This is a genomic window from Microcoleus sp. OTE_8_concoct_300 (assembly GCF_031383065.1).
In the GTDB taxonomy this organism is placed as follows: Bacteria; Cyanobacteriota; Cyanobacteriia; order Cyanobacteriales; family Microcoleaceae; genus Microcoleus.
The window spans coordinates 1-18,959 of record NZ_JANMZH010000105.1 but is presented as its reverse complement, the minus strand read 5'-3'; the positions used below and the strand labels follow the sequence as shown (position 1 = coordinate 18,959).

Annotated in this window: 15 protein-coding genes; 8 read left to right on the top strand and 7 right to left on the bottom strand. The window is 45.9% G+C overall.

The window, feature by feature from the left end; translation table 11 throughout:
• Nucleotides 1-69: 69 nt before the first annotated feature.
• Nucleotides 70-1,662, bottom strand: coding sequence for a glucose-6-phosphate isomerase (locus tag ACUVJL_RS05040; protein ID WP_445244849.1), 1,593 nt, complete (start codon nt 1,660-1,662; stop codon nt 70-72).
• Between the two features lie 475 nt (nt 1,663-2,137).
• Between ACUVJL_RS05040 and dusB the strand changes: the two genes are divergently transcribed.
• Entirely contained in the window at nt 2,138-3,151 is a 1,014-nt protein-coding gene (gene dusB, locus ACUVJL_RS05035) for a tRNA dihydrouridine synthase DusB (protein ID WP_333375974.1), read from the top strand.
• A gap of 195 nt (nt 3,152-3,346) precedes the next feature.
• Nucleotides 3,347-4,267 (top strand): ornithine carbamoyltransferase, encoded by a 921-nt coding sequence (gene argF, locus ACUVJL_RS05030; protein ID WP_445244848.1) that lies wholly within the window; start codon nt 3,347-3,349, stop codon nt 4,265-4,267.
• 399 nt (nt 4,268-4,666) lie between these two features.
• Here the strand turns inward: argF and ACUVJL_RS05025 are convergent, their stop codons facing one another.
• Both ACUVJL_RS05025 and ACUVJL_RS05020 read right to left on the bottom strand, forming a co-directional pair.
• The gene (locus ACUVJL_RS05025; RefSeq protein WP_445244847.1) at nt 4,667-5,251 is read right to left on the bottom strand and encodes a Uma2 family endonuclease; all 585 of its coding nucleotides are present in this window, start codon (nt 5,249-5,251) and stop codon (nt 4,667-4,669) included.
• Nucleotides 5,252-5,435: 184 nt separating this feature from the next.
• Entirely contained in the window at nt 5,436-7,025 is a 1,590-nt protein-coding gene (locus ACUVJL_RS05020; protein WP_445244846.1) for a family 10 glycosylhydrolase, read from the bottom strand.
• A gap of 5 nt (nt 7,026-7,030) precedes the next feature.
• Between ACUVJL_RS05020 and ACUVJL_RS05015 the strand changes: the two genes are divergently transcribed.
• Nucleotides 7,031-9,406 (top strand): Eco57I restriction-modification methylase domain-containing protein, encoded by a 2,376-nt coding sequence (locus tag ACUVJL_RS05015; RefSeq protein ID WP_445244845.1) that lies wholly within the window; start codon nt 7,031-7,033, stop codon nt 9,404-9,406.
• 134 nt (nt 9,407-9,540) lie between these two features.
• On the top strand, nt 9,541-10,905 hold the full coding sequence (locus ACUVJL_RS05010; RefSeq protein ID WP_445244844.1) for an MFS transporter: 1,365 nt from the start codon (nt 9,541-9,543) through the stop codon (nt 10,903-10,905).
• Between the two features lie 355 nt (nt 10,906-11,260).
• Here ACUVJL_RS05010 and ACUVJL_RS05005 read toward each other — a convergent pair whose 3' ends face one another.
• Both ACUVJL_RS05005 and ACUVJL_RS05000 read right to left on the bottom strand, forming a co-directional pair.
• Nucleotides 11,261-12,619 (bottom strand): calcium-binding protein, encoded by a 1,359-nt coding sequence (locus ACUVJL_RS05005; protein WP_445244843.1) that lies wholly within the window; start codon nt 12,617-12,619, stop codon nt 11,261-11,263.
• Nucleotides 12,620-12,832: 213 nt separating this feature from the next.
• Complete coding sequence (locus ACUVJL_RS05000; protein ID WP_445244842.1) at nt 12,833-14,194, bottom strand: calcium-binding protein; 1,362 nt, start codon at nt 14,192-14,194, stop codon at nt 12,833-12,835.
• Between the two features lie 134 nt (nt 14,195-14,328).
• On the opposite strand from ACUVJL_RS05000, the gene ACUVJL_RS04995 reads away from it, so the two are divergent.
• The 4 genes from ACUVJL_RS04995 (at nt 14,329) to ACUVJL_RS04980 (ending at nt 17,219) form a co-directional block, all read left to right on the top strand.
• Entirely contained in the window at nt 14,329-14,532 is a 204-nt protein-coding gene (locus ACUVJL_RS04995; RefSeq protein WP_445244841.1) for a hypothetical protein, read from the top strand.
• Nucleotides 14,533-14,536: 4 nt separating this feature from the next.
• Nucleotides 14,537-15,073: a GNAT family N-acetyltransferase gene (locus ACUVJL_RS04990; RefSeq protein WP_445244840.1), complete on the top strand. Its 537-nt coding sequence runs from the start codon at nt 14,537-14,539 to the stop codon at nt 15,071-15,073.
• A 434-nt stretch (nt 15,074-15,507) separates the two neighbouring features.
• Nucleotides 15,508-16,254: a HEAT repeat domain-containing protein gene (locus ACUVJL_RS04985; protein WP_445244839.1), complete on the top strand. Its 747-nt coding sequence runs from the start codon at nt 15,508-15,510 to the stop codon at nt 16,252-16,254.
• Between the two features lie 41 nt (nt 16,255-16,295).
• Nucleotides 16,296-17,219, top strand: coding sequence for an Rpn family recombination-promoting nuclease/putative transposase (locus ACUVJL_RS04980; protein ID WP_445244838.1), 924 nt, complete (start codon nt 16,296-16,298; stop codon nt 17,217-17,219).
• A 40-nt stretch (nt 17,220-17,259) separates the two neighbouring features.
• On the opposite strand, the gene ACUVJL_RS04975 is transcribed toward ACUVJL_RS04980, so the two are convergent.
• Together ACUVJL_RS04975 and ACUVJL_RS04970 are read right to left on the bottom strand one after the other, a co-directional pair.
• Nucleotides 17,260-18,033, bottom strand: a complete 774-nt coding sequence (locus ACUVJL_RS04975) for a class II aldolase/adducin family protein (protein WP_445244837.1) — start codon at nt 18,031-18,033, stop codon at nt 17,260-17,262.
• Between the two features lie 124 nt (nt 18,034-18,157).
• Nucleotides 18,158-18,826: a hypothetical protein gene (locus tag ACUVJL_RS04970; protein ID WP_445244836.1), complete on the bottom strand. Its 669-nt coding sequence runs from the start codon at nt 18,824-18,826 to the stop codon at nt 18,158-18,160.
• Between the last annotated feature and the right edge of the window lie 133 nt (nt 18,827-18,959).

The following is an 18,959-nucleotide window of genomic DNA, read 5'->3' as shown; positions in this document are numbered from 1 at the left end:
GGGAATTTAAAAATTAAACCTTAAAAATTAAAAGTGACTAATTTCACTTTTAATTTTTAATTCTACTGTTTAATTCTGTTTATAACTTGCTGTTAAAGTAGCAGGCTGCCCTAATTTTCCCTCCAAAGCTACCCCACGCCCGTTGGCTGCCAAATGCCGCAGAGTTTTGTAAATTGTCTCGATTTGCTCTGGCTTTCCTGCTTTTTTGGCTATTTCTGAGACAGACAGAGGTTTTTGAGCGTCTTTGAGCACTTGCAGTACCCGTTGCTGCAAGTCCAATACAGCCGCGGCCGCTTTTTTGCCTGCTTCGACGCCCGGTTGGTGATAGGCATTGACATTCACCAAGGAACCGTAAAAACCTACGGCTCTTTCGTAGAGGGCGATTAATGCTCCTACTGTCTCCGGGTTGACTTGGGGAATTGTGACTGTAATGGAATCTCGGTGATTTTCGTACAAAGCTTGTCGAGTTCCCTGCAACAAACCAGACAAATAATCTCCCGAAGTGACGGCGGTTTCTACTTCTGGGGAAATGCCTTGCCTGTCTTCCAAAACTTCGATAAATGTTAGGAAGAAATTCGGCACGCCGTCTCGCAGTTGCTGGACGTAGGCGTGTTGGTCGGTGCTGCCTTTGTTGCCGTAAACTGCGATTCCTTGATGAACTGTGTTGCCGTCTAAATCTTCCTGTTTGCCTATAGATTCCATGACTAATTGCTGCAAGTAGCGGCTGAACAATAGCAGGGAATCTTTGTAAGGCAAAACTACCATGTCTTTTTCGCCACGTCCGTTGCAAGCAAAATACCAGGACATTGCTAACAAGGCGGCGGGATTATGTTTGATTTCGGTGGTTCTGGTAGCTTCGTCCATGACTTTAGCGCCGTCGAGCATCGCCCGAATGTCGATGCCTTGCAAAGCTGCTGGCAAAAGTCCGACTGCTGACAATTCGGAAGTGCGTCCTCCCACCCAATCTGCCATTGGAAAAGTGGTAATCCAGCCTTCGGATTTGGCTAATTTGTCTAGTTGGCTGTCAACTCCGGTGATGGCAATTGCTTGTTTGGCAAAATCCAGTTTTTCGGCGACGAAGGCTTTTTGAACTTCGATCATACCGTTGCGGGGTTCGGGGGTGCCGCCGGATTTGGAGATAGTAATTACTAGGGTGCTGGCGAGTTTGTCTTTGATTTTGTTGAGGATGCGATCGATCCCCGCCGGGTCAGTGTTGTCGATAAAATGAATTGCTAGGGGCGGAATGTCTGGGGATAAAGCTTCGGCGACAAATTGGGGGCCTAGGGCCGAACCACCGATGCCGATCGAAATTATGTCAGTAAATTGAGGAGCAAAGGGCGGTTTAATATCGCGGTTTTGAACTTTCTTGACAAATGCTTCGACTTGTGCTACCCCTTCGACTATTTCTTGTTTTAATTCTGGAGTGGGAGCTAAATCGGGGTTTCGCAGCCAGTAGTGGCCCACCATGCGGTTTTCGTCGGGATTGGCTTTCGCACCTGCTTCCAAAGCTGCCATGTCTTTGAAAGCTTTGTCAAATTTGGGCTTCAGTGCTGCTGCGAAAGCGTCATCGAATCCCATGCGGCTGATATCGAGGTAAAGTCCCAATCCCTCGTGATAGTAAAGCCAGTCTTGATAGCGTTGCCAGAGTGCTGCGGCGTCCATAGGAATTCTCTACAATTTTTTTAATGTTCGATCGGGGTCTTCAGGAATCCACCAATTGTAGTTTAAAACGATCTGATGTACGGCTTTTGCAGAATCCCAATAAATTTAAGCATTAGTCGTCTGAAGGCAGCGGGAGCCGAAGGCAGCCAAACCATTCGGCAGAATTAAACAAGAAAAATATGACTTGGGCAACACTTTTACTCGGTAGATCCCCGATTGATGGCAACACCCCATAGATAGATCGAAAGTCAAGCAGCAGCGGCACGGAGTTTTAAATGTGGTCGAGGTTGGGCTTTGGGCCCTGGTTTAACAATATTCAAATTCGGGCGATCGGGCTCTGTAAAATAGGCATTGCGGTCAGGTTAAATATACTTTTAGCTGTCACTCAATAATCGGCTAAAAATATAGTTAACAACGGTCAACTATCTGAAGTGTAGTATAATATACAGATATTAGAATAAAAGTGCGATCGACTATGCTTGCTCTATCTCCCGAATTAAAAGAAAGGTTAGCAACTCCGCTCAAAATCGGCGATTTTGAAGTTAAAAGCCGCGTCCTGCAATCGCCCTTATCCGGCGTTACCGATTTGGTATTTCGTCGCCTGGTGCGCCGCTACGCGCCGGATTCGATGATGTACACGGAAATGGTGAACGCTACGGGTTTGCACTACGTGAAGCAACTGCCGAGAATTATGGAAGTTGACCCGAACGAGCGCCCGATTAGCATTCAATTGTTTGACTGCCGGCCGGATTTCTTGGCAGAAGCGGCCCAGAAAGCAGTGGCAGAAGGAGCGGATACAGTTGATATTAATATGGGCTGTCCGGTTAACAAAATTACTAAAAACGGGGGCGGTTCTTCCCTGCTGCGAGATCCGGAAACGGCCGAGGCAATTGTGCGGGCTGTTGTGGAAGCAGTAGATGTTCCTGTCACGGTTAAAACTAGGATCGGTTGGACTGACAAAGAAATTAATATTTTGGAATTTGCGAAGCGGATGGAAGATGCGGGAGCAAAAATGATTACCGTGCACGGCCGCACTCGATCGCAAGGTTACACCGGCCCGGCAAAATGGGAGTGGATTCGCCGAGTGAAAGAAGTTTTATCGATTCCAGTTATTGCTAACGGGGATATTTTTTCAGTGGAAGCAGCGATGCGATGTCTGGAAGAAACCGGCGCCGATGGAGTGATGTGTTCGCGGGGAACTTTGGGCTATCCTTTTTTGGTGGGAGAAGTTGATTATTTCTTGAAAACTGGTGTGGAAAAGATAGCTCCGACACCAATTGAACGCCTCGAATGTGCTAAGGAACATTTGCGGGCTTTGTGGGAATATAAAGGTGAAAGCGGTGTCTGCCAAGCGCGCAAGCACTTAACCTGGTATGCTAAAGGTTTCCCCGGCGCTGGGGAATTGCGGGGCGTGTTGGCTGTGGTAGAAACGGTTGAACAAGGTTGCGATTCGATCGATCGCGCGATCGAGCAATTGCCCGCAAGTTGAAATAAACTTAGATATTGCACCATTGTTAATAAGCCTTTCACGGGCGGGCAGGATTCCCACCCCACAATAAAATCTAATCTTTGTGGAATAGGCATCTTGCCTGTTCTTGAGAATGGTGCAAGCTAAAATAAACAAAACCCGCCTCTGCGGGCTAAGATTTAAGACAAAGTTAAAAATTTGTGTGTGGGGGAAAGCATGGATTCCTTAAAAGGGCGAGATTTATTAAGTCTGGCAGATTTAAGCATTGACGAATTAAATTATTTGCTGGATCTAGCAGCCAGTTTAAAATCAGGAATGGTCAAGCTGAAACGCAATAAAGTTCTCGGCTTGTTATTTTCCAAAGCTTCAACGCGAACGCGGGTAAGTTTTACGGTGGCAATGTATAAATTGGGAGGGCAAGTGATTGACCTTAATCCCAACGTTACACAAGTCAGCCGCGGCGAACCTTTGGTAGATACAGCCAGGGTTTTAGACAGATATTTAGACATTTTGGCGATTCGGACTTTCGAGCAAAAGGATTTAGCAACTTTTGCCAATTATGCGAAAATTCCTGTGATTAATGCGCTGACAGATGACGAACACCCATGTCAAGTGCTGGCGGACTTAATGACAGTAAAAGAGTGTTTTGGCAAGCTAGAAGGATTGACCCTGACTTATTTTGGCGACGGTAACAACATGGCAAATTCGCTGATGTTGGGCTGTGCAATGACGGGGATAAATGTCAGAATTGCTTGTCCTGAAGAGTTCGGGCCGAATCTTGATATTGTGGCAAAAGCTAAAGCAATTGCTCAGGGAAAAACCGAAGTTACTGTGACGGATGATGCAGAAGCGGCTGCTAAGAATTCTCAAGTGATTTATACTGATGTTTGGGCGAGTATGGGACAGGAAGAGGAAGCAAAAATCAGGATTCCTTTGTTTGAACCCTATCAAGTAAATGAACAATTGCTGAAGTTAGCAGATAAGAATGCAATTGTATTGCACTGTTTGCCCGCACACCGCGATGAAGAGATTACCGATGCAGTGATTGAAGGCAGTCAATCGCGCGTTTGGGATCAGGCAGAAAATCGGATGCACGCCCAGCAAGCTTTGCTCGCAAGCATTCTAGAAAGCGATTAGGAATAGAGAAGGGAAGAGAAGAATAGCCCGACTGAAGAATAAGAGAAAAGCCATTCACTCTATCTCTATCTCTTCTATTCTCTTTCTCTGCGCCCTCTGCGCCCTCTGCGGTTAATAAAAAAACATAATTCACAAACGAAGACAATTGATACAACAGTCAATCGCGCGTTTGGGATCAGGCAGAAAATCGGATGCACGCCCAGCAAGCTTTGCTCGCAAGCATTCTAGAAAGCGATTAGGAATAGAGAAGGGAAGAGAAGAATAGCCCGACAGAAGAATAAGAGAAAAGCCATTCTCTCTATCTCTATCTCTTCTATTCTCTTTCTCTGCGCCCTCTGCGCCCTCTGCGGTTAATAAAAAAACATAATTCACAAACGAAGACAATTGATACAACAGTTTTCAATTTAATACCAGAGGGGGCAACATTGCCTGAATTGCGATATTGAAAGCGGGAAATTCGATCGGTGAAATGCTCGCAGTTTCCCCAAGAATTACTTCGCTTTGATACCCATCCACCGCGGGTTCTCGAAAAACGTGCAGTTGTCGATCGCCCACATTTAGCACCCAATAATCGGCAATTCCCGATCGCGCGTAAGCTTTGGCTTTAATTTCGCGATCGAAAGTTAAGCTGCTGTCTGCCACTTCGATAATTAGATATACTTCTGAGGGAGTCGGATGGTGAGTCGCATAGTCAAAAGGATCGATTCTGACTGCGGCGATATCCGGTTCGGGTTCAGAATTGTCATCAAGGGCGATCGGATCTTGCATTCGTACCCACGCCAGATTTGCAAAAAGGCTTTGCAGCAATCTATCTGTACGCCCTAAAGCGGAAGTGTGAGCAGTTCCTTTTGCACTCATTTTGATGATATTTCCTGAAAGTAATTCTACTCGTTCCTCTGGGTGAAAAAATCCCATCTCTCCGAGTTTGTGATACTCTTTAACTGTCCATTTACGGAGCGTGAAAGCAGCTTCTGTTGTTAGCATATCTCGATTGATAAATTTATAATTTGATGTGGGATGATTTTATTTTAGCTTATGATATTAACTGATTCCCAGGCTCTGCCTGGGAACCGATATCTAGAGGCTCTGCCTCGGAAGCTTTTAGGGAAATTGGAGGCAAGCCTCCGGATATGCGTTACCAGGCAGAGCCTGGTAACGAGTAAAGCAGTTAAGAAGCTCCGAGATTGATTTTGGTGACTTCACCGGCGACAACATTAACTGTTTGTTGAATTTGACTACCGTCAACTTTCAACTGATAAGTTCCCGGAGAAAGCTCGATCGCCCCAAACCATCCTTTACCATCCGCGCGCAGTTGACGCACCTTGCCAGCAGCATCGATCGACTGCAATGTCAAGCTGGCACCGTCGCAAGTTTGAGCGCACCGCTGCAAATTTCCAGCGATCGCACCTGTAGTCGGCCGCGACTTCCAAGGCATATCGGGAACCGCTGCTGCTGTCGCCCACACAGGCTGAGTTTCATAGGTTTTGCCCGTCGCAGCGTCAACGTATTGACTCGGCACAGAAAGCGCAGTGTAAAACAAATCGTTGCTTTGGGGAACGTATTTCCAAGGCTGGCGGGGCAAATCACCGCTACCGCCCGATCGCAGTTCCACATTCGTGTAGACGTTGCTGCTAGCGTAGGAATACAGCACCGTACCGGCTACGTTATTCCCTTTCGCAGAAGGCTGTTCGGCGCGGCGTACCTGCGCGAGGGTGTCTTCGATGTAGTTGAGGTAATTGCCGGGGCCGATCGCAATTTGGCGGTTGTACTGGTGGTCTTTGGCGAACTCGATCCAGTGATCATAAGCGAGTTTTTGCGATCGTTTGTACTCGCGCTGGTAAGTCATCGGCATCGCCATGTCTACGATCCCTTCTTCCAGCCAAGCGCGCCAATCTTGCAATACTTCTTTGTAAGGCTGCGTTTGATACCACCCTGCATCGTTTTGCGGGCCGTCTCCCCAGGCGATCGTGGCAGCGGTAATTTTAACACGCGGTTTAATCGCAAGGCTTTCTACATAAAGCTTCCGGACTAAATTTGTCACCTGTTCGCGCCGCCACTGCATCCAGGCGGGATCGGTGGGTGCGGGTTTGCCCGATCGACCTGTTTGCTGATTGAAACGGGCGATCGCAGTCGGATTGTAGCCCCAAGTAGGCCCGCCGTAGCGCACATAATCCAACTGTACGCCGTCCACATCGTAGCGCTTGAGCAAGTCCAAATAGACCGAAACAGTATAATCTACGGCGTCTGGATGGCCGGGATCGAGGAAACCGGGTGCTTCCCCCCCGTAAGTCAGCATCGCCCAATTGTCGTTTCCTGGGGCCGAAGGCCCGTGTTGTTGCCAAACGTGACCGGCGGGAAGTTTGGTGCCCGAAACCACCGGCAGCGTCACCATCCAAGCGTGTACTTCAATGCCTGCAGCGTGGGCTTTATCAATCAAATCTTGCAGTGGATCGAAACCCGCCGGAACGTTGGGATCGAGGGTGCGGGGTTCGATCGCACTCGTGTAAAAAGCATCGCCGCGGCGGCGGACTTGGGCGACGATGGCGTTGGCATTTGCCCGCTGCGCGTCTGCGATCAATTTTGTGACTTCTTGAGGGGTTTTGAAGCCGGGGTTGAAGGCGTCCACCCAGAAGGCGCGAAATTCGGCGGTTTGGGTTTGCGGGGGCATAGTTGCGCTAGCACGGGATGGGAAGTTGGAGAACCAACCAGGAGTCAGCAGAAAACTAATTGTTAAGCCGATCAGGAACAAGCTTGACAAAAAGAATGTTTTGGTATTTCGCATCAGAAGTGTGTGAGAGAGCGTTTAACAGTCCTTTACGGACTTTTGGTTTGAGCGTCCGCTTGACATTTTCGCACAATGGTAAATTAAGTGGGCAAAAAAGTAAAATAGGTATTGCAAAACACACGCTTGCAGAAAAAGTCGATCGCGCCTCTTACACCCTTCTCGGTATAAAATTATCTTCTTCTTTCTTCTTCTTTCTTCTTCCTTCGTGTCCTTCGCGTCTTCGCGGTTCAATAATACTAATCCTATTTTGGCGAAAATACACTAAAAGTGCGATCGCACTTTTTGAACAAATGATAGCACCACATTTTCAAACCCTAGCCCTTGCGGGTAACAGCTACTCAACTGCAAGCAATTTACTCGATCGAGTAGATAGCTGGCGCCAAGAAGCAACCCGAAAGTTGCAGCAAAGCCAGAGAGGAGAAAAAGGACAATTTTTAACACCTTCCTCAGTCGCAAGTTTGATGGCGGGAATGTTGGAATTTAACTGTCCCGATATATCGCTTTTAGATGCTGGTGCTGGTATTGGTTCCCTGTTAGCAGCCGTTGTTTGCGAACTTTGCCAGCGCCAAAACAAACCGCACAGCCTGCACGTTACAGCTTATGAAATAGACCTTATTTTGATAGAATACCTCAAGCAAACTTTAGAATTATGCAGTATAGAATGTCAGCGGTTTGAGATATCTTTTACCTGTGAAATTCGGGAAATAGATTTTATTCAAGACAGCGCCGATATGTTGCATCCCAATCTATTTACACAACAAGTAAAACGGGAATTTACCCATGCAATTATCAATCCTCCCTATGCCAAGATAGACGCTAAATCCCAAACCCGAACCTTGCTGCGTTCTATAGGACTAGAAACCAGCAATCTCTACGCTGGCTTTACAGTTGCTGCCGCTCACCTGCTCAAACCAAACGGTGAATTAGTATCGATTACTCCCCGCAGCTTTTGCAACGGTTTATACTTTCGAGATTTCCGCAAAGTATTCCTTCAAATGATGGCTTTACGCCAAGTACACATCTTTGAATCCCGACAGTTGCCATTTCGCGATGATGCGGTGCTGCAAGAAACTATTATTGTGCGCGCCACCAAACAAATAGAACAGCCAGATACTGTACTAATTACCTCAAGCAGCAGCGTGGGCGACGACCTGGTTTTGTCTCACCAACTGCCCTATACCGCCTTAATTAATCCCCAAGATTCCGAGCAATTTATTCGGATTTTACCGGATTCTGTCAGCCAGAAAGTAGTCGAGCAAATGGCTCAATTTACTTGCACCCTAGAGGAATTAGGCTTAACAGTTTCCACCGGAAAAGTTGTAGATTTTCGTGTTCGCTCTGACTTGCGACTAAAACCTGAGAACGGTACAGTTCCGCTGATTTATCCCGCACACTTCTCGGCTGGCGGTGTTGAATATCCCACAGCAACGAGAAAGCATCAAGCTTTAGCTGTCACGGAAAAAACTGCTGCACTCCTCGTACCTAACGAACATTATGTTTTGAGCAAGCGCTTCTCCTCAAAGGAAGAGAAAAAGCGAATTGTTGCAGTTGTCTGGGATGCAAATAAAATTAATAGTTCTAGCGTGGGTTTTGAGAACCATTTGAATTACTTTCACCAACAGGGACGCGGATTAGACCTCACCCTGGCGCGGGGATTGGCCGTTTATCTAAATTCGAGTTTGGTAGATGCGTTTTTCCGACTGTTCAACGGACACACTCAAGTTAATGCTACGGATTTACGCAATTTGAAGTATCCTAGTGTAGAGCAATTACTTTTACTTGGCGCTCAAATAGGAGAAATATTTCCTACACAGCGGGAACTCGATCGACTTCTCGAGAGACAACTCCTTAACGCGACCAATCCGTTAGAAAATAGCCCAATGACAATCAAGAACCGTATTGATGAATCTTTAGAAATACTTGCAGCGCTGGGTTTTCCCAAAAGTCAGCTTAACGGACGTTCCGCCTTAACCCTTCTGGCTTTGCTTGACCTCAAGCCAAAGGATACTTGGGAATTGGCAAAATCTCCACTTCGGGGAATCACACCAATTATGGAATTTATGGATCAGGAGTACAGTAAAAAATATGCACCAAATACGCGGGAAACTGTGCGCCACCAGACTGTGCATCAGTTTCTAGATGCAGGTTTAATTGTTGTTAATCCTGACAGTCCCGAACGTCTGGTGAATAGTCCAAAAACTGCATATCAGATAGAACAAAGTGCTTTAGAACTGCTACGAACTTATGACACTTCTGACTGGGACAAGAATCTTCGCGCTTACCTCGTTCATTTTAACGGAGAAAAATTATTGCAGGCTTATTCCAAAAATGAAAATATTTGTGAGTCAGAATGATGCTAAAATACACTATTTATATGGCTGCCGCTGGCATCGGAATGACATATACTGTGATGCAAGCGGTTTAGTTGACCGGAATTGTCGATCGCACTCAGTAAATTAGATAAATAACTCGCCAAAATATCTTTGCAATGGAAAAAAAGCAAAACGCTGGATTGTGGGTATCAGTATTGTATTTCGCTCAAGGTCTCCCTTACACCGTCGTTAATTTAATGTCGGTGATTTTTTTGAAAGGTATGGGAACCACCAACGAACTCATCGGCTTGACAAGTCTTTTGTCTTTTCCTTGGGTATTAAAAGGTTTGTGGGGGCCAGTTGTTGATTTGTATTCCACCAAACGCAAATGGATTTTAACAACCGAAATCATTTGTGCTTTTCTGTTTGCTTTCCTAGCTTTTGGCGTATTAACGCCGGCACCGATTATTATATCGCTTGTTATCTTTACCGCGATCGCCTTTGTGTCAGCTACTCACGACATCGCCATTGACGGATTTTATTTAAACACTCTCAATAAAGACCAGCAAGCCTTGTTTGTCGGGGTTCGCAACACGGCTTATAGAGGTGCTGTCATTGCCGGTAGCGGTGTATTGGTTTTCTTAGCCGGGAAACTGGCCGAACAGCATTTAGTCACCGGAAATACAGGCGACACCAAAATATATGAAGACATTCCGCTGTCACTTTTCGGTTCTGATTTTAGCGTGTCTGCGCTTAACTACGGATGGGCGACAGCCTTTGGCATTTGTGCGATTATGTTTGTGCTGATATATCTTTTTCAGCGATGGTATCTTCCCTATCCTAGAAATTACGCTCTGGAATCTGGCGCCCCCCAACAAACAACAAGCTTTATCGAAGCATTTAAAACTTATTTTAAGCAAGATAAAATTGGTTGGATTGTTACTTATGTCTTAATTTTTAGGTTAGGCGATGCCTTGACGTTTAAAATGGCCCCGCCATTTTTAATGGATAAAGTGGAGAAAGGAGGATTAGCAGTTTCTACATCGGACATGGGTCTGTTATCGGGTACGATCGGGGTAATGTTTCTGTTAATTGGAGGTTTGCTGGGCGGCTATTTGATTGCAAAACAAGGATTGAAAAAATGGATGTGGCCGACGGCAATTCTGCAAAATTCAACTAACGTGCTGTATTGGCTGTTGGCAATCAATCAACCGGGGATTGAATGGGCTTATGCCGTAAATTCGATCGAGCAATTTACTTACGGACTTGGCGTAGCTGCCTATACAGTGTTCTTGATGCGGACTGTCCGCCCTGAATACGAAGCATCTCACTATGCAATTACAACGGCTTTTATGGCCGCAGGAGTGCTGATTCCCGGCGTTTTTAGCGGCTACTTGCAGGCGAATCTCGGCTATCAAAATTATTTTTTGATGAGCGCGCTGGCTGTGATTCCCGGTATGCTAACCATTTTCTTTCTGCCCCTAGAAGATGAGAAAAAATTAGCATCCATGCCCAGGCCTGGACTGGACGATTTCGATTAATATCAAGTCCGGTCGCTATAATTATAAGAGCCGGGCTGGGGCGGGTTTACCCGCGTTGCACAATTTGAGGATGATTCTTGTGGGGTGTCCCGCCTGCTGTGAAAATACACGCCTTCGGGCGGGACGCCCATCCCACAAAACAATCAAAATCATCCCGCAATTATGCAACGTCGGTTTACCAATGTCTGCACTACTTTTTCGAGATTTCGGTGAACCCGCCCCAGCAGGAATATTAATGTTTTTAATCATGGAATGAGTATAAACTCTGTGTGGCGTTCCTAAGATAAAATTAGGACACAACAATGTTGTGTCCTTACCGAATATCTGTATTGCCAGCCGCCAACTAAATTGAAATCTAAATTGAAATAAAATCACTAGCTGTTAGCGGACTGCTTGAAAGACCGAGAATATTCGCAAGAACTTGGCCGTTACTGGCAATTTCGATTGTAGTTGAAAAATCGCCTTGATTAACTCTCAGTTGGCTGAAGCTCAAACCTCGGCTCAAACCAATTAAATCTTGACCCTTTTGAAAGTCTATAAATGTATCTGTACCCGCGCCTGCTGCTAACACCAATACGTCGCGTCCAGGGCCACTAATTAAGATATCCGCACCCACTCCCCCAATGAGCGTATCGTCTCCTTCTGCACCGTTCAAATTGTCATCCCCTTTGCCACCGAATAGCTGGTCGTTGCCGACGCCACCGCTGATAATATCGTTGTTTTTGTTGCCGGTGAGAGTGTCGTTTCCCCCATTGCCAATGATAATATCGTCCCCGGCAAAACCTGAGGCTGTATTGTTGGCATCGTCGCCTAGTAATTGGTTAGCTTGCGATGAATCGAGAGCAGTTTTTATTGCCACAACGTTTCCTAAAAAGGAGGTACCCGGAGCGGTTCTTAATTGCTCTAAACTGCTGCGCGATCGCAGCGATGTTCCCAAGGCCGGCAATGCAAAGTCTAAGCCACCTAACAGCTCTAAATAATCTGAATCTGTGAAAGTGAAATCAGGGCGGTTTAACTGGTCTACAGAGATTTCTGTCTGAGTCAAACCGGGAGGAGGAGCAGTTAACAAACCGCTTTGGGTGTGCTTTTCCAAGACAAGCAGCGGGTTAATAATCGGGTTTGTATATGTTTGAAGAACTACTTTTCCGGGGAGAAAAGCTTCTCCTCCCAAACTCACAAAATCGCCGCTAACTATGTAGTGAGTTACATTTTTTCCGGAACCGACTTTCTGCTTAAATGTATTGACTGTGCTCTGATTAACTCCGGAAGCATTGAAGGTGACAACATCTCCGATCGCAGAGGTAAATTCGGTGGCGGCTAGCTGCGCTATGGCACCGCCCAAGCTGTGTCCGAGAATATCTGGAGGCAAGCGGCGGGGGTTTTTTGCTGTATCTTGACTGATTTGTGTGAGCCAATTTCCTAAGGCTTGTTTGTTGGCTTCAAATTGGTTGAAACCGACACCTCGCCTGTCTGCGTTTGCAGCATCATCTATGAGCGAGTCGGTGCCTCGAAATACTAAAACGGGCGGTTTGTCTGGGGTGGTGGAAATTAAGCCGATCGCGTGAAATCCAGTCCCCGGATCGTCAAACGTGCGATCGATTTGGTAGCCAGCAGCCATCAAACCAGTTTGAACTAAAGTTTGAAACTGGGGGTTGTTATCTACGTAAACAACTTGCTTGGCTATAGTTTCGTAAGCGGCGGGGGAGGACGGCATATTTTTTTATTTCCTGTCGTTTGATGGGGAATTAGTTTTTAAGCTCCTTAACTAAGTTTACTGTAGACGGCGTTTATTAACAATATTAATTTGTCATATTGCGTTGCTTTTTAGGGAGAAATTTAGCCAAAAACTTTTGAGGAAAAACAATCTCGCTACCAAACCCGCCTTGCTTTCGTGCCACCCAAACTACAAACTTTTCTCGCACTAAAGCTATACAAAATCTACCCGCGTAAGATTGCTTGCCACTACGCCTCTGAGAGTAGCCAGAATTTCCGCAGTAATCGGGATAGTAATTAAAGCTCCGTCAACTCCTTGGGTTACTCTAATTTGAGGAAAAGTTAGACCCCGCGACAGTACAATTAAATCTTCACTATCTTGAAAATCTACAATCACATCTGCTCCGCCGCCGGATTCCAATACGAAGCGATCGCGCCCGGCGCCACCAATTAAAAAATCGTTGCCCAACTCGCCGGAAATCAAATCGTTTCCGTCGCCGCCCTCTAAATAATCGTTATCTCTGCCGCCGTACAAGAAATCGTCGCCATTACCACCAGTGATGCTGTCATTACCTCGATTGCCTCTGAGAGTATCGTTACCGCCGTTGCCGATAATTGTATCCTCTCCAGGACCGCCGGTAGCAGTATTGTTGCGAGCGTCGCCTGATAAATAATTCGGTTGCAAGGGAGCTAAACCGAATTGCATTTGTCTGATTAACTGCACAAAAGAAAATTCGGGTGCTGTTCTCAAACTCTCTGCACCCGCTCGGGTTCTGATGGCTATTGACACATTGGGTAGGGCAAAATTCATCGCAGCTATAAACTCGTTAAAGTCTGAGTCGTTGTTATAAGCAAACTCGGGACTGTTTAATTGTTCTACAGAAATTTGCCTCTGGAAAAAATCCGCTGGCGGATTAGTTAACAAATTTTCAGTTCGATGTTTTGCCAAAACAGTTAAGGGATTAATACTAGGGTCTGTAAAACTTTGGAGAAATACTTTTCCCGGCAGAAATGCTTCGCCAAACAAGGTGACTAAATCTCCGCTGACAATGTAGTGATTGACATTTTTGTTGCCGACTCTGCTGAGATTTCTCCGAAAAGTGTTGAATGTACTCGCTGACACTCCCGGAGAGTTGAAAGTAAAGATATCGCCGGTAATAGATGGGTATTCGGTTGCTACAATTTGAGCGACAGCTCCGCCCCAACTGTGACCGATGACATCGGGCAATAACTTGCTGGGGTTTTTACCAGTATCTTGACCGATTTGTGTCAGCCAGTTTTGGATATTATCTTTGTTCTTTTCAAATTCGGGTAAACCAATGTCCCGGGAGTCGGAAAATATAGCTTCGCCGTCGATGAAATCTGTACCTCGGAATACGAGGACTGGCGGTTTTTTGGGATCTGATGAACCGAAGCCGATCGCATAAAAGCCGGTTTCTGGGTCGTCGAATATGCGATCGATATAGTAGGCATTAGTATCCAGGAAACGGGCAACTTCATTTTGCGCGTTCGGTTTTTGATTCAAAAAAACTATTGACTTAGCCAGAGCTTCATAAACAGCAGGCGAGGCACTCATAATATTATATTTTGTGTTTGTTGGTATTTGCGATCGCTCTCTTCTTGAGCTAAGTGTCCAATCAGCCATTATAGCTGACAAGATTTGTATGGTACACTTGATAATATCAACTCAAGAATCAAGTTTTTGCGGTTATGGCTATCATTCGTCAATACATTGCTCCATTCATAGCGATATTAGTATTTTTGGCGGCTCTGGTAGCAGTCAGCGCTCGCATCTTTTTGCCGGCGGACATGGCTGCCCCGGCACCGATTGAGGAAGCGATCCCCCAAAAGCAAGCTGCAGTAGTGAATCCAATTTTCTTGGGGCTAAATTATTGGGCTCTCAGTGTCCGGTGAGCTGATGTCTGCTCAACTAATACCGGGCTACGGGCTGCGCTCAGGATCTGGACTCGATCGAGCAAAACTGGTAAAGTTTATGCACCGGACATACCGAGAGCTTTACCCGGATGGGGAATTGGGACATTTGGCTCAAACTGTCGAGCAGTATTTTTCTAACCAGACGCCGGTTTGGTGGGTAGAGTGCCAGAAAAACAGCCCCTTGGAGGCAGAAATTTTGCCGGTGCTTCCCTCGCAGTATCTCCATCCCCAATCTCAAGTCCAAAATGTCCAATCGGTTGTCGGATGTTTGTGGTTGGGAAATGCGATCGACCAAACCACGGGAGAACGCTACGCTCACATTTTTTTGCTGTACGTAGCACCGGAACATCGCCGTCTAGGAGTCGGTGCAGCTTTAGTTATTCATGCTGAAAATTGGGCGCGGGAAAGGGGCGATCGGCAAATTGGTTTGCAAGTATTTCTCAGCAATCAGCCTGCGCTGAATCTCTATCAAAAATTAGGCTATCAAAGTCATTCCCTCTCGATGCTCAAGTCTCTTTGAAAAATAAATTCTACTGGTCTGGAATCAGGGCTAAAGTCCTGATTCATCTCAATTATGAGGACTTCAGTCCTCACTACCAGCTTAAGTAACAGCAGAGATATTCATTTGTAGTAAGGATTTTAGTCCGGATTCATCCAAATTATGAGGACTCAAGTCCTCACTACAAACTTAGGTGACAGCAATTATGAGGACTGAAGTCATGACTACCAACTTAGGTGACAGCAGAGGTATTTGTTTGTAGTAACTCATATGTTGCACCATTCTCAATTAGCCTTTTATGAACAGGCAAGATGCCTGTTCCACAACAGATAAATTTTCTTGTGGAACAGGCATCTTGCCTGTTGCTGACAAGCGCACCCTACAATTATTGACTGCTGACTGCTGACTGCTGACTGAGTTGCTGAGGAGCATCCTCAGTGCGGTAAAGTTTTTTTATGCACAATAACGACTACTCCAACGCCCTTGATACTGACACGGAACTGGAAAGCCCTTTGGATCAATTTGACGAATCCGAACCCCCGCTGCCAGATCCTGAGGAAATGCTGCCTTTGCTGGAATCCCCGGAACCTCAGCACCGGATGATTGCGGCGCGGGCTTTTTGCGAACTGCAGGACGATCGAGCAATTTCGCATTTAATTAATTTGTTGAGAGACGGTTGCCCCTTGGTGCGGGTGAGCGCGGCTTATGCCTTGGGGCGAAATCCCAGCCCCGATGCTGTGGAACCGCTGATTCTTCAGCTTAACTGCGACTGGAACGGTTACGTTCGCAAAGGGGTAGTTTGGGCCCTGGGAAATTGCAGGGACCACCGGGCTTTGCCATCTTTAATTGATGCTCTCTTGACTGATATTTCGGCGGTGCGTTTGTGGGCGGCGAGTTCTCTGGGTCAAATGGCAAAAGTTGGTTACTATGTGGTGATTGCTGCGATTCCGCCGTTGATTCAAACGCTGCGGGGAGATTCTGTATCTGCTGTGCGGAGCAACTGCGCTTGGGCGATCGGGCAACTGGCCCGGGAATTGCCGAATAATATAGTGTACGCTGGGGCGATCGATGCTCTGATTGAAGCCTTAGAAGAAGATGAAGATATGGGCGTGCGGGAAGATGCTAAATCTTCACTTTTGCGAGTGGGCGACCCGCGCGGATTGCAGATAATTGAAGACTTAGAAATGGAAGGACTTTTGTGATATAATTACCACAATTAAACACCATTTACTAATTACCAATTATGGAGTTCATCAACCCTAAGACCGATTTTGGATTCAAAAAAATATTTGCTTCGCCCCAGAGCAAAGAAGTTTTGATTAGCTTTCTCAATGCTATGCTCTACAACGGAGAGCCGACAATTAAAGACTTAGAAATCATCGATCCCTACACCGCACCAAGCATTACTGGATTAAAAGACACTTACCTGGATGTCAAAGCAAAAATTACAGGGAACAAAACTGTAATTATCGAAATGCAGGTCATCAATGTAGAAGCTTTTACTAAACGCATCATATACAATGCCGCCAAAACTTACGCAACTCAACTCAAACCGAGAGAAGGCTACTCAAAATTAAATCCTCTCATCGCTCTCACGATTACAGATTTTATCCTGTTTGAGAACACCGAGAAATTTCTGTCACACTTTGTATTCAAAGAAGTGGAAGAAAATTTTGAGTATTATAGAGAAATCGAATTAGTGTTTCTTGAACTTCCCAAGTTTAACCAAAAATTAGAACAAGTTCAAAGTCTGATTCAAAGCTGGGTTTATTTTCTCAAAAATGCTCCTAACCTAGACGAAATACCGGATAAATTGGCATCAGTCCCCGAAATTAAAACAGCTTTTAACATCGCTAACAGGTCTACCTTAAACCTTGACGAGTTAGCATCATTAGAAAAGCGGGAAATGTTCTTTGAAGACCAACGCGGTGCTGTTATTAAGGGGATGCAAGAAGGTCGCCAAGAAGGTCGCCAAGAAGGTCTAATTGAGGGGCAAACAGCATTAATCTTGCGTCAAATCGGGCGGCGCACTGGCGAAATCCCGCCAGAAATTAAAACTCGCATCCAGCAGTTATCTCCAGAACAATTAGATGATTTAGGAGAAATCTTGCTAGATTTTACCAGTCAAGAGGATTTGATAGCTTGGTTGGAATCGGTGTCAGCATAAATCTTTTAATATAATCATAATTAAGATTTCCGCTGCCCTGCTAATCTAATAAGTCAGGTTCCCGGCGCACTATCATGTCATAAAGCGGTTGAAAGCTAAACCATCCCATGCGGTGAGACCCTACTTGCTGCTGTGTTAAACGCGCACATTCTGGCTTGATGAGAATTGGTTTTCCCGCAGCTTCGGCCATTAACTGCGCTTGACAAGAACGTTCCATTGCAATAAACCACCAAGCTGCTTCATCTACTGTTTGACCTACTGTTAACAATCCGTGATTTTGTAAAATAATAGCTTTTTTCTCACCTAAAGTTTTGGCGATGCGTTTAGCTTCTTCGATTTCCAAAACAACTCCGGTGTAATCGTCAAATAAAGCTTGGTCTTCATAAAAAGAACAAGCATCTTGCGTCAGCGGGTCAAGCAGGCGGCCCAAACTCGACCAACTTTTGCCGTAGGGAGAATGAGCGTGGGCTGCTGCCATTACCTCGGGGCGGGCGCTGTGCACTTGGGAATGAATGGCAAATGCTGCTTCGTTTACGGGTTTATTTCCTTCAACAACTTCGCCTTTGTGGTTGACTAAAATTAGGTCGCTGACTCGAATTAAACCAAAGTGCATTCCAAAAGAATTGACCCAGAAATGGTCTAGGTGTTCGGGGTCGCGGACGGTGATATGTCCGGCAACTCCTTCGCTGAATCCGAAGCGGGCAAATAATCGAAATGCGGCGGCTAAACGTTGTTTGCGGTGGCGGCGTTCTTCTTCAAGTGAGTTGAATGTCGGGGGTTGAAAAGTGACTTTTGGGATTTTTAATGCAACCATATATTTTATTAGTGAAAAGACTGCCGGCAGATCCTCGGAATCGGCATTCCCAGTCAGAGAATGGGAACGAGATTAACGATATAACTGGAGTTGGGAACTGTGGGAAGGCATCTTGCCTGCTTTACTAAACTGCGATTTCACTCAGGCGCAAACCTGCGATGTTTTTGCAGTCGAAAGTGGCGTTATTGCCGGGGTGGCGCTCGATTAATTCGATAATTTGTCCGGCGGGGTTTTGCAGAAACCACTGGGTTAATGAGCCGTAATCTAAAGCTCGATCGGACATGGGTTTGAAGTTTTTATTTTGCCATATTGTAGCAGCATTCTGCACGTTTTCGACTGGAATCGCGACGTGGTGAACTGCTGCTAATCCTCTTTCTTCCTGGAAACGGTTTTTTTGGTCGCCGGCTGCGTGGGGCGCACATAATACTACTAAGCCGCCGGCTGGCATTAATAAGGTCATTAAATGCAGCCACAAATCGGAGGGAACGTTAATGTTTGTCGAACAAAAGTTAATCGGGAACAAGTCTGGGCCTTCGACAATTTTGGCGCCGAAGGGGTAAAAAGATTCGGCGTATTTTTCGAGTTGGGTGCGGCTGGGAAATGTGATGACAAAGTGGTCGATCGCAACTTGTTCGTCGTACAGGTGTGTTTCAAACGTCCAGGTTGTTAAAAATTCGGGTTGGATAAATTTGGGGTTGAATTCCAGCAAGCCATTTTTTTCGATGAAAGGTGAGTCAACATGGCCCTCAAGGTTGCGATCGAACTTTAGGGTTTTTAGATTCAAGTTTTTCATCAGAAAAATGGGTAGAAACCCCGTCCTTTTAGGACGGCTTTACAATTGAATGGGGGGGGAGGATTAGTCCCCCGTTAAGCTTGCTACCGCCTTGGAACTACTAAATGCCGTGTACTTTTGTGCTGTACTTTCG